We start from the raw sequence: 22,585 nt of genomic DNA, 5'->3' as shown, positions 1-22,585 counted from the left end.
CTTGTTTTAAACAAGAGAATACTAATTCAACGCAAAAGGAGCGCTTAATTTAAAGCTAGGGATAGCCACTCTAAATTTTCTGGTGGAGGTAAAATTAATCATATTATAATGACCGCTCATAGAACCAAAAGGAGAAGTAAGTAAACAACCGCTGCTATACGTGTGCGAGTCGCCGGGTTTTAAAACCGGTTTTTTGCCAATAACACCTTCGCCTTTAATTACTTCATTGTTATTTAAAGCATCTTTAATCTTCCAGAACCTAGAATTTAGCTGTACAGAATCGTTACTTTGGTTTTCAATGGTAATTTGGTAACCAAAGGCAAAATGAATCTTGTAGTTCTTCAAGAAAGTGCCTTGAAAACTAGTGTTTACAGAAATCTTTATACCTCGTGTTACTTGTTGAATCATTTTAATATACTGCAAAGGATGCTAATACAGCAAGTCCTGTTGTTGTGAAAGCTAAGATAATAAATATAACATTTAAAAACACAAATTTGATAAAGGTTTTTATTATTGATTGTCCATAGTATTTTCTTAAAGCTTGAAATAGATAAATTCCGTAACCTAAAAGAAATAAAATAGTTATGATGGAAGAAGTGTGTATCATATTAAAAATTACACTAAAGATCATAAGGAAAAACAACATGGTTTGCGAATGGAAAGCAAAAACCAGATGTTCCATATACGTGTAATAACATCTACCAAAAGTAAGCCATAAAATTAAGGTGAAAACAGGTATAAAGAAGAAGATGATAAACGGTAGTTTGCTCATTGCATATTTACTGAAATTATAGGGGTTATCTGTAATCTTCTCAATGGCAATGGCGCGTTTGTACAGCCATTTATTATAAAGACTTCTTTCGTGTTGAAGATTTTTTAGGGATTCTGAAATAGATTTTGCCGAATGTGTTTCATCATAAGCTAAGTAAATTTTGACTTTAGCTACAGATTTTTCAGCAAATGTTAAGGAGTCTAATTCTTTTTCTGAAAGTAACTTTATATCAGAATAATCTCTTTCCTCGGTATCATTTTCTTTCCCGATTTTAATGATTCCTGCTTTATCTTCATCGCTTAAAGTGAGTTCTGTAGAAAGACCGTAAAGTAAAAAAAAGATAATGGAAACGCTTAAATAAAACCTAAACGGATTGGCGTATTTGGTGCGTTTTCCATTAATATATTCTAGAGAAATTTTTCCGGGTTTAAAAATGAGCGTGTTCAACGTTCGGTAAATTCTAGAATCATAAGAAAATAAACTTCCAAAAAACTCCTTAAAAAAATCAGTAAAACTTAATTGTTTTGTAGAGTTTAATTGTCCGCAATAATGGCAATATCTGTCTTCGCGCTCTAAAGGTGTATTGCAATTTAAGCAAACAGTACTTCTGTATTTTTTTGCAAAGCGAGAAGATTCTTTCATTTTTAATTGCTAATATTTCTGCTGCTGGCGCTTCCTACACCAATAATTCTATCATAGCGAGCCCCAATATCTCTATAGTAGACTAAGATAGTATAAACATTTTCTGTTTCATCAAAATTACCGCTAATAAAACCTTCGTCTATTGTCCCGTCTTTGTTTACCAAAACGTATTTGTAATTATAAAAACCTTGTTTAAATAATCGCTTGGTTTCATACAATTCAGTTTCTGTATTATAGGTGAGTTCTGTAGATTCGTCTAAGGTAAAGTTGTTGAAATTTCCATAGAGGTGAAGTTTTCCGCCATTGAGTTCTTGGTAATTTTGCAATGCAAAATGAACCCAAGTGTATTCAGCTTCAATAGTAGGATTTTGCCCTTGTAAGGTTCTTACCACAAAATTCCCGTTAATGTCTGGGTTGTAGGTGTAGGGTTCAAAAGCACGAACTCCGTCAGTATATAAATAGGTGTTGTAAATATCTTTTAATTGAATATTTCTGATATTCATCGTCGCAGAACGAACATCTTTGCTGTCAAAACTTAAATATTCATTTCCACCCCAAAATGCTGCCGGCTGATCGTACCGATAAATAAATTCATTACCTAAGGAATATTGCGGTTTAAGATTGTAAATAGAATTTTGGAGGTCATTATTTTTGATGATTAAGGTTTTTAGATTTTTGTCTGGGTTTCTAAAAACTATTCTATCGCTGCCATCTATTGTAAAGTTTACCACTTGTTTGGTGTCTATAAATTCTAAATCTCTAGATCGTTTAATTTGAGCGCGAACAATAGCAATATCTTCATAAATCATAAATTTTCTTGAAAAAACCAATTCGTCATTTTCATTATAGATGCTAAGCAAATAATTACCACTCTTTTTTAAGCCCTTTGTGTTTCTATTGGGAATAGTTAAGTTATAATGAGAGTATATTTGAAGGGTATTAAATGAGTTCTGATAATTTAAAATTCTAAGATCATCAAAACCATCCATATATTCGTTTTTTGACAAATTAGAAGGAGTCCAATCAAAGTCATAATGTTCTATAGTGTAAAAATAATCGGCTTCATCGCCAATTAAATCATCAAATTCTATAGAAATTGGAGCACCTAATTTTACAATTGGTGTACCGCTAAATTCAGTTTCACCGTTAAAGGAAATGGTTCTAATATATTCAGGTGGCATTGTTTCATGTACCTGTGCATTCAAAAAGTAACTGCAAAATAATAATGAAAAGGCTAAAAAATATCGCATAATTAAAATGAAAATTGGGGCTAAATATACGTAAAATCTCTTGTGCTACCGTTTTTCTTTTTTGCTAAAAATAATCGCTTTATTTAGAATCTATATAAATAAATAACTTCATTTTCAGTTCGCTAAAAGATGAAGATTTAATTACTAAATTTGCAACCGCGAATATTAACTGATAATTGTATTATGTCAAGAGACATTAAAGTTAAAAAAGGGCTTGATTTGCGGCTTAAAGGCGAAGCTGAAAAAACCGTGGTCGATGCCCCTAGATCGAAGACCTTTGCGATAAAACCTCCAGATTTTCATGCGGTTGTTCCTAAAATGCTTATTAAAAAAGAAGGAACTAAAATTTTAGCCGGTGAAGAACTTTTCTTTTCTAAATATAATGAAGCTGTTCGTTTTACCTCTCCGGTAAGCGGAACGTTAAAAGAAATTGTGAGAGGAGATAAGCGTCGTATTTTAGAGATTGTAATTGAAGCTGATTCGGAAAACTCCTACAAAGATTACGGTAAAATGAATGCATCTTCTGCTAGTTCAGAAGAAGTGAAAAATCGTGTTTTTGAAAGTGGTTGTGGTGCTTTTTTAAAGCAACGCCCGTACGATATTGTAGCAAATCCAGAAGATGAGCCAAAAGCAATTTATGTTTCGGCTTTTAATTCAGCTCCTTTAGCAGCAGACCTTGATTTTATTCTTGGTGATAAAAAAGCAGCTTTTCAAGAAGGAATTAATGCGCTGAAAAAATTAACACCTGGAAAAGTTTACTTAGCGGTCAACAAAAAAGTGGCTTCAAATTTAACCGATATTCAAGGGGTAGAGTTGTTAACAGTTTCTGGTCCGCATCCTGCAGGAAACGTAGGGGTTCATATTCAGAATACAGATCCTATTAATATGGGAGATCGTGTTTGGACTGTTGGTGCTGAGGATGTTTCAATTATTGGAAACTTGTTTTTAACTGGTCAGTATAGAGCAGAACGTACTATTGCAGTTGCAGGAAGTGCATCAAAAGAGCAGGATCGAAAATATTATAAGACATATATAGGAGCTAACATTGAAGATTTAATAGGTGAAGTAAACGATGAGCAGACTAGAGTTATTTCTGGTGATGTGTATACAGGTCTGCGTTTGTCTAATAAACAATATGTTAGTTTTTACGATAATACGCTGACTTTAATTCCTGAAGGGAATAATTACAGAATGTTTGGTTGGTTGCCATTTACTTATAACGGAATTCCATCGATGTCAAAAACATCACTTTCTTGGATGTTTCCTAATAAGAAATATGAGGTGGACACTAACTTAAATGGCGAAGAACGTGCTTTAGTGGTAACTGGAGAAATGGAAGAGGTTATGCCTTTAGATGTTTTTCCAATGCAACTACTAAAAGCGTGTATGACTGGGAATATTGAGAAAATGGAGAGTCTGGGGATTTATGAAGTAATTCCTGAAGATTTTGCATTAATAGATTATGTGAATACTTCTAAACTTGAGGCACAAGAAATTATTCGTCTAGGTTTAGATTTAATGATCACTGAAGTAGGATAAAAGTATCATAATACTATGGAGTGGATTAGACAAAGGCTCGATAAGATAAAAGAGCCATTTTCCAAAGGAAAAAAGTTTGAAAAGTATGCGCCGGCAGTAAATGCTTTAGACACATTTTTATTTGTGCCTAACCATACTACAAAAAAAGGAGCACATATTCGTGATGCGGTAGATTTAAAGCGTGTTATGATTACTGTGGTGTTAGCTCTTATTCCGGCACTTATTTTCGGAATGTGGAATGCTGGTTATCAGTATTTATCACAAATACAAGCAGAAGTTGGTTTTTGGGAAGCATTAGGTCACGGGGCAATAAAGTTGATTCCTATGATCGTGGTTTCTTATGCTGTTGGTCTTGGAATTGAGTTTGCTTTCGCAATTTTTAGAGGGCACGAAGTAAATGAGGGTTACCTGGTAACCGGATTGTTGATTCCGATGATTATGCCAATAGATATTCCATTATGGATGGTAGCAATATCTGTTGTTTTTGCAGTATTAATTGGAAAAGAAGCATTTGGTGGGACAGGAATGAATATTCTAAACCCGGCTTTAACAGCACGTGCTTTCGCATTCTTTGCGTATCCTACTTATATGTCAGGAACAAAAGTTTGGGTGAGTGAAGCTAGTGATGTAGATGCGGTTTCTGGTGAAACAATTTTAGGTAAGTTAGCTTCAGGAAATGAAGTTGCGTATAGTTCTATGGATATGTTCTCAGGATTAATTCCTGGTTCTATTGCTGAAACATCAACCATCTGTATTTTAGCTGGAGCTTTATTGTTGATTTTAACCAAAGTAGGAAGTTGGAGAATTATACTGAGTGGTTTTATCGGAGCTGCAATAATGGGGTTAATATTTAATTCACTTGGTGGTTCTTTCCCAGATAATGACTTAATGAATTTTGAGTGGTACAATCACTTGATTATTGGAGGGCTAGCTTTTGGAATTGTGTTTATGGCGACAGATCCTGTATCTGCTGCACAGACAACAAAAGGAAAATGGATATATGGTTTCTTAATTGGGCTTTTTGCTGTAATGATTAGGATTTTTAATCCGGCTTATCCAGAAGGGATTATGATGGCTATTTTATTGATGAATGTTTTTGCTCCAACAATAGATCACTATGTGATTCAAGGAAATGTAAAAAAACGTAAGAAAAGAGTTAAAGCACAAGTAAAAACTGCATAAAGAATGGATAAGAATAGTAATGCATATACATTTATTTTTGCAATCATAATGGTTGTTGTTGTAGCCGCTATTTTAGCTTTTACATCAACTTCATTGCAAGAGAAGCAAAATGCAAATGTGCGTCAAGAAAAAAAACAAAACATCTTATATACTGTTGGTGTAGATTCAGTAATGGTAGATGGAGAAAAGCAAGAATTAACTCGTCCGTTAGCTGAAGCTAATTTCGATAAGTATATCAAGAAAATGGTAGCGCTAAATAAAGATGGAGCTGTTGCTGAAGATGTTGATGCTTTCAAAATTGATTTAGCTAAAGAGCTGAAAAAACCTATAGAGGAACAAGTTTTTCCGCTTTATGAAGCAGAAGTACAAGGAGAAACCTATTACATTATTCCTATTAGAGGTAAAGGTCTTTGGGGAGCAATCTGGGGGTATATATCATTAAAAAATGATGTGAATACAGTAAAAGGAGTTATTTTTGATCATAAATCTGAAACTCCGGGATTAGGTGCTGAAATTACAAAGGCTTGGTTTGAAGAGCGTTTTAGTGATGAGCGTATCTTTGATTCTTCAGGAAACTTAGTAGGTGTTTCTGTAGTGAAAGGATACGGAGGTGGAAATGACAAAGAAGATAATGCTGTGAATGCAATATCTGGAGCAACTGTTACAGGAGATGGTGTTTCTGATATGATTGAAGAGCGTTTAAGTCATTATTTGCCATATTTTAAGAAACAAGAAAATTTCAAAGTAGCAGTAAAATAGAGTTTTATGGCTAAAGAAAACAATACACAAGAAAAAGTTTCTTCAAAAGAAGAAGCTAAAAAGAAAGAGATGATTCTGTTTCTTTCAAATTCTGAAGAAAAGGAACATTTTCTTTCTAAGCAAAATAGAAAATTACTGAGTGATCCTTTAAATGACGATAACCCGATTACGGTTCAAGTATTAGGGATATGTTCTGCGTTAGCAATTACAGTTCAATTAGAGCCGGCAATTGTTATGTCAATTGCTGTAATGGCTGTAATGGCATTTAGTAATATGATTGTTTCGATGATTCGTAATTTAATTCCAAGTAGAATTAGAATTATTGTACAATTAGTTATTGTTGCAGCATTAGTAATTCTAGTAGATCAAATACTTAAAGCCTATGCTTATGATGTTAGTAAGCAGCTTTCGGTTTTCGTAGGTCTTATTATTACAAACTGTATTGTAATGGGACGTTTAGAAGCTTTTGCTTTAGGAAATGGTGTTTATAAATCATTATTAGATGGTATTGGAAATGCTGCCGGTTATGGTTTTATTCTTATTGTGGTAGCTTTCTTTAGAGAGTTGTTAGGATCAGGTAAGTTATTTGGTTATGAAGTATTAGGTCATAAAGGAGTAACTGTGGCAGAATCTTCAGGACTTTATGCTTTGGGTTATGAGAATAATGGTCTTATGCTATTATCGCCGATGGCTTTAATCATAGTGGGTATCATTATTTGGATTCAGCGTTCAAGAAATAGAAAATTAATTGAAGAAGCATAGTAGCTGCTAAAAAAATAAGATTATGCAAGAATTATTAAATTTATTTGTACGAAGTATTTTTATCGAAAATATGATTTTCGCATACTTCCTAGGAATGTGTTCATATTTAGCAGTTTCAAAAACAGTTAAAACTGCGGTAGGTTTAGGAGCAGCGGTAATATTTGTATTAACAGTTACCGTTCCTATTAACTTTTTTATGGATAAATATTTACTAAGACCGGGCGCTTTAAGTTGGTTAGACCCTTCTTATGCAAGTGTAGATCTTAGTTTCTTAAGTTTTATCATGTTTATTGCTGTAATTGCATCGATGGTACAACTAGTAGAAATGATTGTAGAAAAATTTGCTCCGGCTTTATATGGTGCTCTAGGAATATTTTTACCACTAATCGCTGTAAACTGTGCTATTTTAGGAGGCTCGTTATTTATGCAGCAAAAAGATTTTGGTGGAGTAGGAGAAGCATTAACCTATGGGTTTGGAAGTGGAATAGGATGGTTTTTAGCAATATTAGGTATTGCAGCAATCCGAGAGAAAATTGCTTATTCAAATGTACCGGCACCATTAAAGGGATTAGGAATTACCTTTATCATTACCGGGCTTATGGCAATTGGATTTATGAGTTTTATGGGAATCGAATTATAGTTGAAAAAAGAACACTATGACAGTTATAATTGCAAGTATCGTTGTATTTTTAGCATTAATCCTTTTGTTGGTTGGTGTATTATTAGGTGCCAAGGCAAAATTAATACCTTCTGGACCAGTAAAGATTAATGTTAATAATGAAAAAGATATAGAAGTAGGTTCTGGAGGTACATTACTTTCAACCTTAGGAGACAACAAGTTATTTTTACCATCTGCTTGTGGTGGTGGTGGAACTTGTATTCAATGTAAATGTATCGTAAAAGAAGGAGGTGGAGCAATTCTTCCTACTGAGGAGCCACATTTTACACGTAAAGAAATTGCTGAAGGTTGGCGTTTAGGTTGCCAAGTCAAGGTAAAGCAAGATATGGATATTGAAATTCCAGAAGAAGTCTTTGGAATTAAAAAGTGGGAAGCTACTGTAGTTAGAAACTGGAACGTTGCTTCCTTTATAAAGGAATTTGTAGTTGAGCTTCCGGAAGATATGGACTATAAAGCCGGTGGATATATTCAGATAGAAGTTCCTAAGACAGAAGTTAAATTTGAAGATATTGATATTAAGGCACATCCTGAAGAACATCCCGGTGAACCTGATAAGTTTAAAAAGGAATGGGATAATTTCGGATTATGGCCTTTAGTGATGAAAAATCCTGAAACTGTAGAAAGAGCCTATTCCATGGCTTCTTACCCTGCGGAAGGGAGAGAGGTAATGCTTAATGTGCGTATTGCTACTCCACCTTGGGACCGAGCAAAAAATACATGGATGGATGTGAATCCTGGTATTGCTTCATCTTATATTTTCGCTAAGAAAAAAGGTGATAAAGTTACTATTTCAGGTCCTTATGGAGAGTTTTTCATAAACCACAGTGAGTCTGAAATGTTATATGTTGGTGGTGGAGCTGGAATGGCGCCAATGCGTTCGCATTTATACCACTTGTTTAAAACCCTTAAAACAGGAAGGAAAGTTACTTACTGGTATGGAGGGCGTTCTAAAAGAGAATTGTTTTATATTGAACATTTTAGAGAATTAGAAAAAGAATTCCCTAATTTTAAATTTTATATGGCACTTTCTGAGCCAATGGAAGAAGATAATTGGAAAGTGAAGAAAGATATACATGACGAAGAAGGAGATGGTTTTGTAGGCTTTGTTCATAATGTGGTGATTGATAATTACCTGTCTAAACATGACGAGCCGGAAGAGATTGAATTATACTTCTGTGGACCTCCATTGATGAATAAGGCAGTGCAAAAAATGGGAGAAGATTTTGGAATTCCTGATGAAAATATTCGATTTGATGACTTTGGAGGATAAACGGAAATAACATAAAATTTATAAAAGCCGATGATTTTTCATCGGCTTTTTTTATTCAATTTAAAAAAATACCTTTATCAAAATTTTATTAAATTAAGTTAATGTCTTAATTTTTCAGTTTGATTATGGGGTACATAAATGCAATTAGTTATTATTTTCCTGAGGACTTTATATCTAATCAAGATATTATTAAGGACTATCAAGTTTTTGCTAAACAAAAGGAAAAAAGAATAACTGCTGATGAATTATATCAGCAAAATTGGATACGAAAGCGTTACCAAGCAAAGCTTTCTGTTACTGCGAAAGACCTAGGGAATTATGCTGCTAAAAAAATATTTTTAGAGTGGGACATTGATAAAGATGATGTTGAATATATTATTTTTGTTTCTGACGCTTTAGAATATAAAGGACCGACTACTGCCTGCATTATTCAAAATGATTTAGGTTTAAAAACTACTGTAGGAGCAATTGATATTTTGCATGGGTGCACAGGTTTTGTTTATGGCTTAAGTATTGCTAACGCACTTATTGTTTCTGGACAAGTGAATAATGTTTTACTAATTACAGCAGATACACCTACAAAAATTATTCATCCTTCAGATATAGAATTGCGCTCTATTTTTAGCGATGCTGGTGCTGCAACACTTGTCAGTAACCAGAAAATTAAAGAGGGAATTAATGCTAGTTTAGGCAAATTTACTTTTGGTACAGACGGCTCAGGAGAACACCTTTTAAAAGTTGAGCGTTCAGGAACACGTCATCCAGCTGATGTAGAATGGTTACGTCAGTTTTTAAATGATCGTCACAATAATTTAGGAGGGCGATTAATTATGAAAAGTTCAGCAATATTTTTATTTGCTTTACGAACCGTTCCTCGGTTAGTAAAAAAATTATTAGAAATTGAAAATTTATCACAAAATGATATTTCTTTTTTTATATTGCATCAGGCAAACGGACAGATGCTAGATTTTATAAGAAAACGCATGAAAATTCCTTCTGAACAGTTTATTGTCAATATTGAAGAAATAGGGAATACTGTTTCAGCCTCAATTCCAATTGCTTTATGTGATGCTTTTAGAGAGAATAAATTTTCTCAAGGTGATAAAGTTTTATTAGCAGGTTTTGGAATAGGACTTTCTTGGGGCGGAACGATTATTAATTTTGAATAAATTAACTATGAATATAAATACTTTTATTGAAAAAATAGAAGCTGAGTTTGATGAGCTTGAGCCAGGAACACTTCAAAAAGAAACTAGCTTTAAAGATTTAGATGAATGGAGTTCTATGCACGCCCTTATTATTATAGCGCTTATAGATACAGAATATGATGTTGTTTTAACAGGAGAAGATTTAACACGACTTTCTAGCGTAGAAGATTTGTACACTATAGTTAAAGAACGTAAATAATGCCTTTTTTTTCTATTTCTGATGTTAAGATTTCAGGGATTGCAGCAGCGGTTCCTAAAAATACCGAATCTAATTGGGATTATGATAAATTATCTGCTACAGAGAAAAAGTTATTAGTAAAAACTACTGGCGTTGAAAATAGAAGAGTAGCTCCTAAAGGATTAACAACTTCAGATTTATGTTTAGAGGCGGCAAAAGTACTTTTAAAGGAACTTGATTGGAAAAAGGATGAAGTAGATATACTTGTTTTTTTATCGCAATCTAGAGATTATTATTTACCAGCCACATCAATTATTTTGCAAGACCGCTTAGGTTTATCAACTAATTGTATGGCTTTTGATATAGGCTTAGGATGTTCAGGGTACCCTTACGGAATTTCTGTTGTTAGTAGTCTTTTAAAAAATACCGGCTTAAATAAAGCTTTATTGATGATGGGTGATATATCTTCTGCAACTTGTGCTAAAGAAGATAAAAGTACTTATCCTTTATTTGGTGATGCAGGTTCTGTAACTGCATTGGAATATGATGAAAGTGCAAAAAAAATGTGTTTTCAATTAAATAGCAAAGGCGAAGGTTATAAGTCTATCATTATAAAAGATGGTGGGATTAGAAATTTGATAAATGAAGAGTCTTTTATAAAAAAGGAAATTGCAGATGGAATAAAACGTTGCAATTTAAATTTAGCATTAAACGGACTTGATGTTTTTAATTTCTCAATAACAGATGTTCCTAAAAGTTTAAAAGAGTTTCTTAGTAAAACAAATTCTAATCCAGATGATTATGATTATTTTTTAATGCATCAAGCCAATAAATTAATGAATGAAACGATTCGTAAAAAATTAAAATTTCAAGCGGAAAAAGTTCCTTATTCAATTAAAAATTTCGGTAATACAAGTTCAGCCTCCATTCCTTTAACACTTGTCACGCAACTTAACGATCAGGCAAAAAAGAATAGGTTACGTTTATTATTGTCGGGTTTTGGAGTTGGTTTATCATGGGGAATAGTAACTTTAGAAATAAATAAAATTGCTTGTCCCAAATTAATTGAAGTATGAGTGAGTTTCGTTTAAATAAAAAAAACATTCTTGTAACTGGAGCATCTTCAGGAATTGGTGCTCAAACTGCAATTACATTAGCTAGTGTGGGGGCAACACTTATTATTTTAGCAAGAAATAAAGATAGATTAAATGATGTTTTTAATCAATTAAAAGGCGAAAACCATCGTGTTATTTTAGCTGATTTAACTAACGCAGTTCAACTTGAAAATTTAATAGACCAGCTGCCAAAATTAGATGGAATTGTTCATAGTGTTGGTATGGTTCGTCCTTTTCCAATTAAATTTATTGGTCAAAAACAGATTAATCAATTGTTTGAGGTTAATTATACAGCCTCTGTGTTATTAACAAGTAAACTTTTTAAGGCTAAAAAAATTAATAATACCGCTTCATTGGTATTTATGTCATCTATATCCAGTCATTTTGCTCATAAAGGAGGAGCGTTATACGCAGGAAGCAAAGCGGCAATAAATGCATATAGTAAAACAATAGCTTTAGAATATGCTCCTCAAAAAATACGTTCTAATGTAATTAGTGCGGCTATGGTAAGAACACCCATTTTTGAAGAAGCTGAAAAAGCAGTAAGTAAAGAAATGATGGATAAGCATGGAGAACATTACCCATTAGGATTTGGAGAGCCAGAAGACGTTGCTAATGCAATTTTATTTTTATTATCTAATGCTTCTAAATGGATAACCGGAACGGAGTTGGTTATGGATGGAGGTTTAACAGCAGGTCATTAATTTATAGCTATGGATTATTCTGTAATTATTCCTGTTTATAATAGTGAAGATAGCTTAAAAGAGCTTTCTTTAAGACTGATTTCGGTTTTTAATTCTATTAAAAATATTTCTTTTGAATTAATTTTTGTAGACGATTTTTCTAGCGATAATAGCTGGAAAATTCTTAAAGAAATAAAAAAGAAATATCCAGAATCTGTAAAAATTATTCGACTTTCAAAAAATTACGGTCAGCATAATGCTACTTTTTGTGCTTTCAGTTTTGTAAAAAGTGATTACATAATTACTATTGATGATGATTTACAACACGCCCCCGAGGATATTGTAAAACTGATCGATAAAATTAAAATCGATTCGTTAGATTTAGTTTACGGAATTGATAGAAATATAAATAATTCTATAAAAAATGCTGGAAGTCAGCTCTGGAAAAAAGGAAGCAAGGCTGTTGAAGGAGCTTTAGGAGAAGGTTCTTCATTTAGAATCTTTAATTCTTCTTTAGTTGAAAAGATCAGAAATCATAAACAACATTTTATTTTTTTAGATGAATTATTCTTTTGGTATACCAATTACATTGATTTTGTTCAAGTAAAAAAGCACCCCAGAAAACATGGAAAGACGGGTTATTCATTAAGAAACACCTTTAGGTTTATAACCTCTATTACATTACTTTACGGTACTTGGCCCTTAAAATTAATGACGTATGGAGGGGCTTTTTTTTCATTTTTGTCGTTTATTATTGGTTTATTTTTTATCTTCAAAAAGATTTTTCTAGGAATAGATGTAGCAGGATTTACTGCTATAATTGTTGCTATTTCATTTTCAACAAGCTTGATTTTACTCTGTTTTGGAATAATAGGAAAATATTTAAACAACATTTATATTGTCTTAAATAATAAACCAAGTTTTTCTATTAAAGAACGGTATTTATGATTATCGAAAAATACGGTATTACACTTATTCGCCTTCAGAAAGCAGACTTAGAACTTGTTAGAAAAATGCGAAATAAGGCAGAGATAAGTAGTAAAATGTTTTTTCAAAAGAGAATATCAAAGAAGGATCAACAAGAATGGTTTAAGAAGATTAATACCGCACATCATTATTATTTTGTAATTAAATATAAGGATAAAAAAATAGGTCTTATTCACGGGAAGGTACACTCGTATAAAAACAAAACTGCTGAAGGAGGAATGTTTATTTGGGATGAAACTTATCAAAACTCTCATCTTCCAGTAATCGCTTCAATTTGTTTAGCTGATATTACTTTTTTAATTATGGGTATGCATCTTACCATGGCTGAAGTAAGAAAAGATAATACAAAAGCAATTGCTTACAATTTAAAATTAGGTTATTCTATAACAGAAGAAATAGAAGATGAACAAAAAGTGAAAATGGAATTAACAAAAAAAGCATATCTTGAAAAAGCATCTTTGCTTAGGCTAACGGTAAAAAAACTGACAGGAGAAACAAAAGATATTAGTTGGGACGATGTTTCATTATCAAAACAAGATATGGAGGAACTTTATCCAAAACTTCCTGTATATTTAAAAAAAGTAATCGATAAAAAAAGAAGCCATGGGGAATAATGATGGTATAAAAATAGAAGATCATTTAAAATACGGTTATTTCCAAACTTTAGATCATTTTATTGGTCGTTATAATACATTTAAACTTCATAATAAATCTCGACGAAAACTTTATCAAAAACTTCATATTCAACTTAAAAAAAAAGGAGAAGGGAAAATACGTCAAGTAGAACGAAAGAAAAATTTAACCAAAAAAGAATTTAAATCTTATTATTTAAAAAAGGGTATCCCAGTAATTTTAGAAGGAGCTGCTAAAGAATGGGCCTGTGTACAAAAATGGAGTTTAGACTATTTTAAAGAACTCCATGGAGATGATGAAATTTTAATTTCTGGTGATAATATAAGAGAAAAGGCATTTGAAGTTTTACGGCTAAAAGAACTAATAAATAATATTCAACAAGGAGGGTCTAAGTATTATCGTTTTTACCCTTTACTTACAAGACATCCAGAGCATATAAAAGATTTTGATTACAAATGGCTTAGAAATAGAAAAGCAAATTTAAGTTTAGGCGAATTTTTTCAAGTTTTTATTGGAGGTAAAAACACTAGCACGCCGATGCATAATTCTACCGGGGGTAATCTTTTTACACAGGTTTATGGCGAGAAAAAGTTTATATTGTATCCGCCAAACAAAACTATCATAGTAGATCCGGATCCCGGAAAAAACCTTCATAGATCAGCTCCTTATAAAAAAGCTGAAGGTTCTTTTGATCCTTTTAATCCTAATTACGAAACACCTTATACATTATTTAAATATATAGATAGCTTTGAGGCACATTTAAAACCTGGAGATATATTGTTTAACCCACCACATTATTGGCATACTGTGACAAATTTAACTGATTCTATAGGAGTTGGCTATCGTTGGTGGTCTCCACTAAACTCTATGAGAGTTTCTTTTTTATATAGTTTTTTAGATATGTGTGTACTGAATCCTCCTTTCTGGAAATTAAAAAAGATGTTTGGTACAGATTATAATATTCTTCATTTAATGGAAACAGGTAATTTTGAAGATTATAAAAAATCCTTAAAAGAAAAAAAATGAGCTTTCCTTTTCTATATAATATCAACACTAGAAGGGCATTTTTTATTCAAGGTAAAATAGAAATAAATTATACAAAAGAAAAAATATGGCATATTATTACTCAGCCAGGCCATTTGGAAAATTATCACCCCTACTGTAAAAAACATATAAAAACAACTTCGTGGAAGCAAATTGGTGATACAGATCAAGGTTTTTTTTATAGTGGTAAATCTATGAAGCGGGAAGTAATAGATTGGCAAGAAGAGAAATCTTATAAAGTTAAGATTGACAATGACGACGAAAACCTTAGTGAAGTAAAATTTTCTATAGAAAGTAAAACAACAGAAATCTCAATTTTTACAATAGAAATATTTACTGATTCATATAAAAAAATACCTCGTCCCATTTGGTACTTTTTTGCTTTCATTTTTTTAGTGCCATCTTATAAAAAATACTTAAATTCGATCTTAAAAGGGTTGAAATATTATAGCGAAACTGGTAAAAAAGTGAGTAAAAATCAATTTGGGTCGCATAAGATTTTTTCACCTTAGTAAGAATTTTATAATTAAAAATATGGAAATCAGAGAAAATCTTAAATTCTCTCAACGTTTTGAATATGGAATTTATCAGGTCTTAGATCATTTCTTTACACGAAAAATAGCGTATTCATTAACAGGAAAACTTAGACGAAATCTTTATAAAAGAATAAAAAAAACATTAGAGAAATCTGGAGAAGGGAGAGTTTTAGATATTGAGCGAAGAAAAGACATTTCAATAGAAGAACTTCAAAATCACTATATAAAAAAAGGTATTCCTTTAATAATAGAAGGCGGCGCAAAAAATTGGGACTGTGTAAAAAAATGGTCCTTAGATTATTTTAAAGATTTACACGGCGATGATGAAATTTTAGTAGTAAACAGTAAACATATAGATGCTCCTTATGAAAAAATAACTTTAGCAGATTTAATTGAAAATATTCGTGAAGGCGGAACAAAATATTATCGGTTTTACCCACTTTTATCAGAACATCCAGAGCATTTAGCAGATTTTGATTATAATTGGCTTAAAAAAGCAAGGCATAAAAAACCTTTTTTTGAATCGTTTCAAGTCTTTATAGGGGGTAAAACTACAGAAAGTCCATTGCATAATGCTATGGCCTGTAATTTGTTTGTGCAAGTTTGTGGAGAGAAAAGGTGGTCATTAATGTCGCCAAAACATTCGGCAATTGTAGATCCAGACCCTATTAGAAATGTGTATCGAGGCGCTCCTTTTAGAAAAAATAATTATCCTTTTAATCCGTTTGAGCCTGATTTTGAAAAGCCCTACGAGCTTTTTAAGTATGTAGATAGATATGATTTTGTTTTAAGACCAGGAGATATTTTATGGAACCCTCCCTTTTGGTGGCATGCAGTAAACAATCAAACCGATTCTATAGGTGTTGGTTATAGATGGGTGCCAACAGCTTATAGTTTTAAGCAAAATCCGCTTTATGCTTTCTTAGATCATTTTGCTATGAAACCGCCAATGTGGAAAAGCTACAAGTTATCAAAAAAAGATACTAATTTAATTCACCTTGCTGAAGATGGACGTTTGCAAGAGTTTTTAAAAAAGAAGAAAGAGACTATTTAAATATATTATTTATTCGTAAAAGACAATTAATTATCAAGGCAAAAGAGGTAATAAAATAATGCTTCATTTTTTTATTAAACGATTGGTTTTTTCCAAACTTATGAAGTAGACCATTAACAAAAATACTCGTTAAAACTTTACTGCATATAGTGTATTTTTTATGAGAAAACTCAGGTTTAATAATATCAAAGATTAAAATAATTCTTCTTTTTTCAGATTTGTTCCAAGCGGTATGCCAAGCGGCATCATTAAAAGCTAGTAGTTTGCCATTTATCCAAGAGCGTTCTTCATATTTTACTTTCATTCCACAAAGCGGTAATTTTTCGGAGGCTTGTAATGGCAAGTGACATCTAATAATAGCGTTTGTGTCTCCACGATGAGGTTTAATTGTAGCACCAGGCTCTAACACGCTAATAGAAGCAGAAACTAAATCAGGAAATTCAGAAAGTATTTTTAATGTTTTTGGACATGATTTTATATTACTGTATTTATTCCAGTTCCAAGCTATAAAAGTAGCTATTTTCCAACTTTTTTGTTGATTTACAAGACTGGGATCAAAATAGGGGGAAAGTTTTTTTCTATTATTTTGGAGGTAATCTTGTATTTCCTTAGCAATTTCTTTCCAATTTTTTTCAATGACTAGTAAAGAAACTATTTGCTTAGGGTTATAAAACCCAATATCATCATCTTCAGAAATTCCTCCTTGGTATGAATACCATATTTTTGATGTCAAACTAATAATTTTCTATAAAAATACTATTTTCTGAAAAAAGGAGACTTAAATTTAGAATTTATAATTACTCGTGCAATATTTATTGGAAGAAATGAACATATTCTCTTTTTACACATAAGCCACTTTAATATACTATCTTTGCTGAAAAGTTTTCTATGGAACACAAAGCAGGTTTTGTAAATATTATCGGAAATCCCAATGTGGGTAAATCGACTTTGATGAATGCCTTTGTAGGTGAGCGCCTTTCTATTATTACCTCTAAAGCACAAACTACTCGGCACCGGATTTTGGGTATTGTTAATGGAGAAGATTTTCAGATGGTATTAAGTGATACTCCTGGGATTATAAAACCGGCTTATGCCTTGCAAGATTCGATGATGGATTTTGTGAAAGCGGCTTTTCAAGATGCTGATGTCTTAATATACCTGGTTGAATTGGGCGAAAAGGAGCTAAAGGATGAAAAGTTTTTTCAGCAAATAACCAGTTCGGAAATTCCGGTGATTTTATTGTTGAACAAAATTGATAAGGGAGACCAAACTTTAGTAGAAGAACAAATTAATTTGTGGAAAGCTCGTGTTCCTAATGCCGAAGTTTTTGCTATATCTGCTTTAGAAAATTTCGGAGTTCCTGAAGTATTTAATCGTATATTGGAATTATTACCTGTTTCTCCTCCGTTTTATGATAAAGATGCATTGACTGATAAGCCGGAACGCTTTTTTGTCAATGAAATTATTCGGGAAAAAATATTGATGCACTATAAAAAGGAGATTCCGTATAGTGTAGAAATTGAAACCGAAGAGTTTTTTGAAGATGAAAATATCATTAGAATGCGAAGCGTGATTATGGTAGAACGTGATTCGCAAAAAGGAATTATCATCGGTCATAAAGGCGCTGCTATTAAACGTGTGGGGACGGAAGCCAGAAAAGATTTAGAAAAATTCTTTGGAAAACAAGTGCATATCGAATTATATGTGAAAGTCAATAAAAATTGGCGAAACGATGATAGGCAATTAAAGCGTTTTGGGTATAATCAATAATTCAGCCTAATTTTAGTTTGCTTATTTTTGAATAAGTACCGAATAACTCCATTTTAACATGTATTTTTGCAGCCTAAATAAATTATTATGAGCAGCATTGTAGCCATTGTAGGAAGACCCAATGTAGGAAAATCTACCTTTTTTAATCGATTGATTCAGCGTAGAGAGGCTATTGTAGATTCGGTAAGCGGTGTAACTCGCGATCGTCATTACGGAAAATCAGATTGGAACGGTAAAGAATTCTCTGTGATTGATACCGGAGGTTATGTTGTGGGAAGTGACGATGTTTTTGAAGCCGAAATCGATAGGCAAGTAAAATTAGCCATTGATGAAGCCGATGCCATTATTTTTATGGTTGATGTAGAATTTGGTGTTAATCCAATGGATGAAGAAGTTGCTAAATTGCTTAGAAAAGTAGATAAACCCGTTTTTTTAGCAGTGAATAAAGTTGATTCTGCGATGCGGGAAGAAGACGCAATCGAGTTTTATTCCTTAGGTTTAGGGGAGTTTTATACCATTGCAGGAATCAGCGGGAGTGGTACCGGCGATTTATTAGATGCTGTGGTGGCAGCTTTGCCTGAAGAATCAGAACATAAAGAAGAGGATTTGCCGCGTTTCGCAGTGGTTGGTAGACCAAACGCAGGAAAATCTTCGTTCATTAATGCGCTAATTGGGGAAGAACGTTACATTGTTACCGATATTGCGGGAACTACACGAGATTCTATAGATACCCGTTACAATCGTTTTGGATTCGATTTTAATTTGATAGATACCGCAGGAATCCGAAGAAAAACCAAAGTAAAGGAAGATGTAGAATTTTATTCGGTGATGCGAAGTGTGCGCGCTATTGAACATGCGGATGTTTGCTTAGTGATATTTGATGCACAACGTGGTTTTGACGGCCAAGTTCAAAATATATTTTGGCTCGCGCAGCGCAATAAAAAAGGAATTGTAATTTTAGTGAATAAATGGGATTTGGTGACCAAAGAAACCCAAACCTTGAAAGAATATGAAGCTAAAATCAGGCAAGAAATAGAACCGTTTACCGATGTGCCGATTGTCTTTATCTCTGTGTTGAATAAACAACGAATTTTTAAAGCCATCGAAACAGCGGTTGAGGTTTATAAAAATCGAAGTAAGAAGATTAAGACGCGTAAACTGAACGATGTTATGCTTCCGCTAATTGAGCATAACCCGCCACCGGCGACTAAAGGGAAGTATGTGAAAATTAAATTTGTTACGCAATTGCCAACGCCAACGCCACAATTTGCATTTTTCTGTAATTTGCCACAATACGTAAAAGATCCCTATAAGCGATATTTAGAAAATAAACTCCGTAAAGAATTCGATTTTACCGGCGTACCGATTAGCGTTTATATGCGGAAGAAATAAGCTGCTATTTAAACTCAGTTTAAATATCGGTTTAATATATACTACAATGCAACGTTTTTAAGTTATAGAAGTCTATACATCGGCCAAACTAACTTAACGCTATTATGAATCAATTTTATCGCTCAGCCTTTTTAGGAATGATGTTTTTTGCTTTTGCAGTATTTACTACACAGGCGCAAGACTTTTCAATATCGGGAACCATTACCGACGATCAGCAAATAGCGCTAGAATCGGCTACTGTATACGTAGAAACGGCAAAAGACAGTACCTTGGTTACTTATACAATTACCGATAGTAAAGGAGCTTTTAAAATAGAAGATCAAACCGATGCAGAAAAAGTCAATCTGTTTATTTCCTTTACCGGTTTTCAGACCTTTAAAAAGACGCTGTCTTTAAGCGATAAACGAAATTTTCAATTAGGAACTATTCCCTTAAAATTCTCTACGAATAATTTAGATGAAGTAGTCGTAAAAGGCTCGCGTGCACCGGTCACTATAAAAACCGACACTTTAGAGTTTAATGCCGCTTCGTTTAAAACCCGTGATGATGCGAACTTAGAAGAGGTGCTCAAAGAATTACCCGGGGTTTCGGTAGATAGTGACGGCAATATTACTGTAAACGGAAAAACGGTTTCCCGAATTATGATTAACGGAAAAGAGTTTTTTGGTGATGATCCTAAAATTGCTACAAAAAATTTACCGAAAGAAATCATCAATAAAATTCAGGTGGTTGATACCAAAACAAAATCAGAAGAATTTACCGGAAAAGAAGGCGATTCAGAAAATAAAACCATTAACATTACCATTGATGAGGATAAAAACAAAGGTTATTTTTCCAGAATTACGGCCGGGGGCGGAACTGATGAACGTTATGAGCTTAGCGGAATAGGAAATTACTTTAAAGATGAATTGCGGGTGAGTGTATTGGCCAGTTCCAATAATATTAACTCTTCAGGTTTTACCTTTGATGAAGTCTATGATGCCATGGGAAGAAATGCATATTCAATAACCAGAAGTAGTAACGGGTCTTTTTCTATTAATGGAGCCGGGTTTGGAGGAGGAAATGGCGGAATTACCAAGTCTGATAATGCCGGAATTAATTTTGTAAATGAATGGGATAAAGATGCAGAGTTAAATACCAATTACTTTTTTAATCGTGCCGATACGCGAACAGAAACTAAAGTAGAGCGTGAAAATATTTTGCCTGATCGCCGTTATTTTAATAATTCCGTTTCCAGTTCAGAGCGACAGAATGACAATCATCGTGCTCGTTTATCCTTTGAAATTGAACCCGATACGATGACGCGTATTTCTGTACGTCCAAATATGACGGTCAACAATGGTTTTGCAAAAAGTAATGCATTTACCGAATCTTTTGAAGCAGACGGAACCGCCATTAATACCGCTGAAACAGAACAATTCTCTGAAGTGTTTACTACTAATTTCAGTAATAATTTTGATGTCACGCGAAAGTTTGGAACCAAAGGCGCTTATGTACGATTAGGCTTTGATAATACAAATAACGAGTCGCAAGATGATTCACAATACTTTTCTTCAAGAGATGTTTTTGATGCTGATGGAAATTTGGTAGAGACTACGATACAAGATCAATATATAGATCAAGATGAACAAGAGGATGAGTACAGTTTAAATTTTGGAAGTCGTTTCCCGCTTTCAGAGAAATTGTTTGTGGACCTTGAATATGATTATACCAAGAATAATTCAACCAATACACGTTTGGTTTATCGTGCCGATCAAAATACCGGTGATTACACTATATTGATTGATGAATTGAGCAATGATTTTGAATCCGAAAGTTTTAATCACCGTCCTGATGTCGGCTTGGTTTATCGCGGTGAAAAGTTACGCGCTAGTGTCTCCGGGGGGATTCAAAATATCCGGCTAAAAAATGAAGATTTATTCACCGGAAGCTCGTTTGATAATACGTATAATAACTTTTTTTCCAATGTTTATTTTCGGTATAAATTGAATAAATCAAAGCGCATTTATTTTAATTACCGTACCACGCGAGATGTCCCTTCCATAAATCAATTACAACCGGTTGTAAATACGACCAATCCCTTAAATATAGTGACGGGTAACCCTAATTTGAAACCAAGTTTGCAGCATCGTGCTTATATGAATTTTAATAATTATGATTATAAGACCCATTCCGGTTTTTATACGTATTTAAGTGCGAGTTTAACAAATGATCGAGTGGTGTCTATCACCACAACCGATGATGATTTGGTAAGAACAACTACTTACACAAATGTGGACGGAGCCTATACAATAAATGGTGGAGGAAGTTTGAATAAAACCTATGAGCTTAATGAAACTCATAGTGTAAAACTCGACCTTGGTTTGTATGGAAATGCGAATAAAAATCTGGGTTTTTCTAATGGGGTGAAATTTGAATCTACAAATCAGTCGCTAACTCCGCGTTTAGAATTGGAATATGATATAGAAGAGATTTTTAGGTTGGAGCCAAGTTATTCCATGAATTTGAATTGGGCGCAATATAGTTTAGATGATACCAGAGATGAGATATATACAAACCATAATGTAGGCGTAGAAATAACTTCTTTTTGGCCTAAAAAATTGGTCTTTGGAAATGATATTTCATATCGCTATATCGGTAATACGGCACCGGGTTTTAAAAACTCTTTTGTGTTATGGAATATGAGTTTGGGTTATAAAATTTTAGGTGAAGACGGAATTGTAAAAGTAAAGGTGTTTGATGTGTTAGATGAAAACGTATCAACTACACGTAACACCGGAGAGGATTTTATTCAAGATACACAACAGCTGGTGCTAGAACAGTACGTGATGTTTAGCTTTACGTACAAGTTCAGTAAATTTGGAGGTAAAGATCCTAATAACAAACGCGGTAGATTTTAAGTCAACCAAATAAGTCATGCAAGCTAGCATGAACTAAACATTTATTTGTCCGTCCATTTTGTAATAATGTTTGTTTTTTATTACTTCTGACATCCAAAACATTAAATTTTTAGATTTTCTTTTAAAAGAATAATTGTTTCTTTTAACCTGCAAATTTTCATGGTAAAGACTTAACATATGTGTTTATTTTTAGGTTAGGACTATAAAAATAAACTAATGTTTTTTATTAA

At 33.0% G+C, this 22,585-nt stretch carries 22 protein-coding genes; 18 read left to right on the top strand and 4 right to left on the bottom strand.

Annotated features, from left to right (window positions below; translation table 11 throughout):
• Positions 1-21: 21 nt before the first annotated feature.
• The 3 genes from apaG to D9R05_RS13340 are packed head-to-tail and all read right to left on the bottom strand — an operon-like array spanning position 22 to position 2,664.
• Positions 22-408, bottom strand: a complete 387-nt coding sequence (gene apaG, locus D9R05_RS13350; protein ID WP_121667728.1) for a Co2+/Mg2+ efflux protein ApaG — start codon at positions 406-408, stop codon at positions 22-24.
• A gap of 1 nt (position 409) precedes the next feature.
• On the bottom strand, positions 410-1,414 hold the full coding sequence (locus tag D9R05_RS13345; protein ID WP_121667727.1) for a DUF3667 domain-containing protein: 1,005 nt from the start codon (positions 1,412-1,414) through the stop codon (positions 410-412).
• A gap of 2 nt (positions 1,415-1,416) precedes the next feature.
• Positions 1,417-2,664 (bottom strand): type IX secretion system plug protein, encoded by a 1,248-nt coding sequence (locus D9R05_RS13340; protein WP_121667726.1) that lies wholly within the window; start codon positions 2,662-2,664, stop codon positions 1,417-1,419.
• 183 nt (positions 2,665-2,847) lie between these two features.
• On the opposite strand from D9R05_RS13340, the gene D9R05_RS13335 reads away from it, so the two are divergent.
• The 15 genes from D9R05_RS13335 to D9R05_RS13265 all read left to right on the top strand — a co-directional run bounded on the left by D9R05_RS13335 (position 2,848) and on the right by D9R05_RS13265 (position 16,293).
• A complete protein-coding gene (locus D9R05_RS13335) occupies positions 2,848-4,203 on the top strand; it encodes a Na(+)-translocating NADH-quinone reductase subunit A (RefSeq protein ID WP_121667725.1) in 1,356 nt (451 codons plus the stop codon).
• Between the two features lie 15 nt (positions 4,204-4,218).
• The gene (locus D9R05_RS13330; RefSeq protein WP_121667724.1) at positions 4,219-5,385 is read left to right on the top strand and encodes an NADH:ubiquinone reductase (Na(+)-transporting) subunit B; all 1,167 of its coding nucleotides are present in this window, start codon (positions 4,219-4,221) and stop codon (positions 5,383-5,385) included.
• 3 nt (positions 5,386-5,388) lie between these two features.
• Positions 5,389-6,144: a Na(+)-translocating NADH-quinone reductase subunit C gene (locus D9R05_RS13325; protein ID WP_121667723.1), complete on the top strand. Its 756-nt coding sequence runs from the start codon at positions 5,389-5,391 to the stop codon at positions 6,142-6,144.
• A 6-nt stretch (positions 6,145-6,150) separates the two neighbouring features.
• On the top strand, positions 6,151-6,906 hold the full coding sequence (locus D9R05_RS13320; RefSeq protein WP_121667722.1) for an NADH:ubiquinone reductase (Na(+)-transporting) subunit D: 756 nt from the start codon (positions 6,151-6,153) through the stop codon (positions 6,904-6,906).
• 22 nt (positions 6,907-6,928) lie between these two features.
• Positions 6,929-7,546, top strand: coding sequence for an NADH:ubiquinone reductase (Na(+)-transporting) subunit E (gene nqrE, locus D9R05_RS13315; protein ID WP_121667721.1), 618 nt, complete (start codon positions 6,929-6,931; stop codon positions 7,544-7,546).
• Positions 7,547-7,562: 16 nt separating this feature from the next.
• Positions 7,563-8,855, top strand: a complete 1,293-nt coding sequence (gene nqrF, locus D9R05_RS13310; RefSeq protein WP_121667720.1) for an NADH:ubiquinone reductase (Na(+)-transporting) subunit F — start codon at positions 7,563-7,565, stop codon at positions 8,853-8,855.
• 125 nt (positions 8,856-8,980) lie between these two features.
• The gene (locus D9R05_RS13305; RefSeq protein WP_121667719.1) at positions 8,981-10,024 is read left to right on the top strand and encodes a 3-oxoacyl-ACP synthase III family protein; all 1,044 of its coding nucleotides are present in this window, start codon (positions 8,981-8,983) and stop codon (positions 10,022-10,024) included.
• Positions 10,025-10,031: 7 nt separating this feature from the next.
• Positions 10,032-10,262 carry an acyl carrier protein gene (locus D9R05_RS13300; RefSeq protein ID WP_121667718.1) on the top strand — a complete coding sequence of 77 codons (231 nt, stop codon included), beginning with the start codon at positions 10,032-10,034 and terminating at the stop codon, positions 10,260-10,262.
• Positions 10,262-11,317, top strand: a complete 1,056-nt coding sequence (locus tag D9R05_RS13295; RefSeq protein ID WP_121667717.1) for a 3-oxoacyl-ACP synthase III family protein — start codon at positions 10,262-10,264, stop codon at positions 11,315-11,317. The genes D9R05_RS13300 and D9R05_RS13295 overlap by 1 nt, the downstream gene beginning before the upstream one ends.
• Entirely contained in the window at positions 11,314-12,060 is a 747-nt protein-coding gene (locus D9R05_RS13290; RefSeq protein ID WP_121667716.1) for an SDR family NAD(P)-dependent oxidoreductase, read from the top strand. Before D9R05_RS13295 ends, D9R05_RS13290 begins: the two co-directional genes overlap by 4 nt.
• Positions 12,061-12,069: 9 nt before the next feature.
• A complete protein-coding gene (locus D9R05_RS13285; RefSeq protein WP_121667715.1) occupies positions 12,070-12,987 on the top strand; it encodes a glycosyltransferase family 2 protein in 918 nt (305 codons plus the stop codon).
• The gene (locus D9R05_RS13280; RefSeq protein ID WP_121667714.1) at positions 12,984-13,640 is read left to right on the top strand and encodes a GNAT family N-acetyltransferase; all 657 of its coding nucleotides are present in this window, start codon (positions 12,984-12,986) and stop codon (positions 13,638-13,640) included. Before D9R05_RS13285 ends, D9R05_RS13280 begins: the two co-directional genes overlap by 4 nt.
• A complete protein-coding gene (locus tag D9R05_RS13275) occupies positions 13,630-14,685 on the top strand; it encodes a cupin-like domain-containing protein (protein ID WP_121667713.1) in 1,056 nt (351 codons plus the stop codon). Before D9R05_RS13280 ends, D9R05_RS13275 begins: the two co-directional genes overlap by 11 nt.
• Complete coding sequence (locus D9R05_RS13270) at positions 14,682-15,215, top strand: hypothetical protein (protein ID WP_121667712.1); 534 nt, start codon at positions 14,682-14,684, stop codon at positions 15,213-15,215. The genes D9R05_RS13275 and D9R05_RS13270 overlap by 4 nt, the downstream gene beginning before the upstream one ends.
• Before the next feature lie 22 nt (positions 15,216-15,237).
• Positions 15,238-16,293 (top strand): cupin-like domain-containing protein, encoded by a 1,056-nt coding sequence (locus D9R05_RS13265; RefSeq protein WP_121667711.1) that lies wholly within the window; start codon positions 15,238-15,240, stop codon positions 16,291-16,293.
• Here the strand turns inward: D9R05_RS13265 and D9R05_RS13260 are convergent.
• Positions 16,286-17,026, bottom strand: a complete 741-nt coding sequence (locus D9R05_RS13260) for an aspartyl/asparaginyl beta-hydroxylase domain-containing protein (protein ID WP_162984990.1) — start codon at positions 17,024-17,026, stop codon at positions 16,286-16,288. The genes D9R05_RS13265 and D9R05_RS13260 overlap by 8 nt on opposite strands.
• A gap of 155 nt (positions 17,027-17,181) precedes the next feature.
• Between D9R05_RS13260 and era the strand changes: the two genes are divergently transcribed.
• The 3 genes from era to D9R05_RS13245 all read left to right on the top strand — a co-directional run bounded on the left by era (position 17,182) and on the right by D9R05_RS13245 (position 22,355).
• The gene (era, locus tag D9R05_RS13255; RefSeq protein ID WP_121667709.1) at positions 17,182-18,063 is read left to right on the top strand and encodes a GTPase Era; all 882 of its coding nucleotides are present in this window, start codon (positions 17,182-17,184) and stop codon (positions 18,061-18,063) included.
• Positions 18,064-18,150: 87 nt separating this feature from the next.
• Positions 18,151-19,455: a ribosome biogenesis GTPase Der gene (der, locus tag D9R05_RS13250; protein WP_121667708.1), complete on the top strand. Its 1,305-nt coding sequence runs from the start codon at positions 18,151-18,153 to the stop codon at positions 19,453-19,455.
• 104 nt (positions 19,456-19,559) lie between these two features.
• Positions 19,560-22,355 carry an outer membrane beta-barrel protein gene (locus tag D9R05_RS13245; protein ID WP_121667707.1) on the top strand — a complete coding sequence of 932 codons (2,796 nt, stop codon included), beginning with the start codon at positions 19,560-19,562 and terminating at the stop codon, positions 22,353-22,355.
• The last annotated feature ends 230 nt before the right edge of the window (positions 22,356-22,585 follow it).

The sequence above is a fragment of the Mesonia aquimarina genome (assembly GCF_003667275.1).
GTDB classification, from domain to species: Bacteria; Bacteroidota; Bacteroidia; order Flavobacteriales; family Flavobacteriaceae; genus Mesonia; species Mesonia aquimarina.
Note: the sequence above shows the minus strand (reverse complement) of the source record. Positions and strands in the feature narration are given on the sequence as shown.

What these genes read in the sequence shown, in the direction of transcription:
- D9R05_RS13285 (WP_121667715.1), top strand. Translation starts at nt 12,070, where the DNA reads ATGGATTATTCTGTAATTATTCCTGTTTATAATAGTGAAGATAGCTTA.
- D9R05_RS13305 (WP_121667719.1), top strand. Translation starts at nt 8,981, where the DNA reads ATGGGGTACATAAATGCAATTAGTTATTATTTTCCTGAGGACTTTATA.
- D9R05_RS13245 (WP_121667707.1), top strand. Translation starts at nt 19,560, where the DNA reads ATGAATCAATTTTATCGCTCAGCCTTTTTAGGAATGATGTTTTTTGCT.
- D9R05_RS13275 (WP_121667713.1), top strand. Translation starts at nt 13,630, where the DNA reads ATGGGGAATAATGATGGTATAAAAATAGAAGATCATTTAAAATACGGT.
- apaG (WP_121667728.1), bottom strand. Translation starts at nt 408, where the DNA reads ATGATTCAACAAGTAACACGAGGTATAAAGATTTCTGTAAACACTAGT.
- D9R05_RS13265 (WP_121667711.1), top strand. Translation starts at nt 15,238, where the DNA reads ATGGAAATCAGAGAAAATCTTAAATTCTCTCAACGTTTTGAATATGGA.
- D9R05_RS13290 (WP_121667716.1), top strand. Translation starts at nt 11,314, where the DNA reads ATGAGTGAGTTTCGTTTAAATAAAAAAAACATTCTTGTAACTGGAGCA.
- D9R05_RS13280 (WP_121667714.1), top strand. Translation starts at nt 12,984, where the DNA reads ATGATTATCGAAAAATACGGTATTACACTTATTCGCCTTCAGAAAGCA.
- era (WP_121667709.1), top strand. Translation starts at nt 17,182, where the DNA reads ATGGAACACAAAGCAGGTTTTGTAAATATTATCGGAAATCCCAATGTG.
- D9R05_RS13345 (WP_121667727.1), bottom strand. Translation starts at nt 1,414, where the DNA reads ATGAAAGAATCTTCTCGCTTTGCAAAAAAATACAGAAGTACTGTTTGC.
- nqrE (WP_121667721.1), top strand. Translation starts at nt 6,929, where the DNA reads ATGCAAGAATTATTAAATTTATTTGTACGAAGTATTTTTATCGAAAAT.
- D9R05_RS13270 (WP_121667712.1), top strand. Translation starts at nt 14,682, where the DNA reads ATGAGCTTTCCTTTTCTATATAATATCAACACTAGAAGGGCATTTTTT.
- der (WP_121667708.1), top strand. Translation starts at nt 18,151, where the DNA reads ATGAGCAGCATTGTAGCCATTGTAGGAAGACCCAATGTAGGAAAATCT.
- D9R05_RS13295 (WP_121667717.1), top strand. Translation starts at nt 10,262, where the DNA reads ATGCCTTTTTTTTCTATTTCTGATGTTAAGATTTCAGGGATTGCAGCA.
- nqrF (WP_121667720.1), top strand. Translation starts at nt 7,563, where the DNA reads ATGACAGTTATAATTGCAAGTATCGTTGTATTTTTAGCATTAATCCTT.
- D9R05_RS13335 (WP_121667725.1), top strand. Translation starts at nt 2,848, where the DNA reads ATGTCAAGAGACATTAAAGTTAAAAAAGGGCTTGATTTGCGGCTTAAA.
- D9R05_RS13325 (WP_121667723.1), top strand. Translation starts at nt 5,389, where the DNA reads ATGGATAAGAATAGTAATGCATATACATTTATTTTTGCAATCATAATG.
- D9R05_RS13330 (WP_121667724.1), top strand. Translation starts at nt 4,219, where the DNA reads ATGGAGTGGATTAGACAAAGGCTCGATAAGATAAAAGAGCCATTTTCC.
- D9R05_RS13340 (WP_121667726.1), bottom strand. Translation starts at nt 2,664, where the DNA reads ATGCGATATTTTTTAGCCTTTTCATTATTATTTTGCAGTTACTTTTTG.
- D9R05_RS13300 (WP_121667718.1), top strand. Translation starts at nt 10,032, where the DNA reads ATGAATATAAATACTTTTATTGAAAAAATAGAAGCTGAGTTTGATGAG.
- D9R05_RS13320 (WP_121667722.1), top strand. Translation starts at nt 6,151, where the DNA reads ATGGCTAAAGAAAACAATACACAAGAAAAAGTTTCTTCAAAAGAAGAA.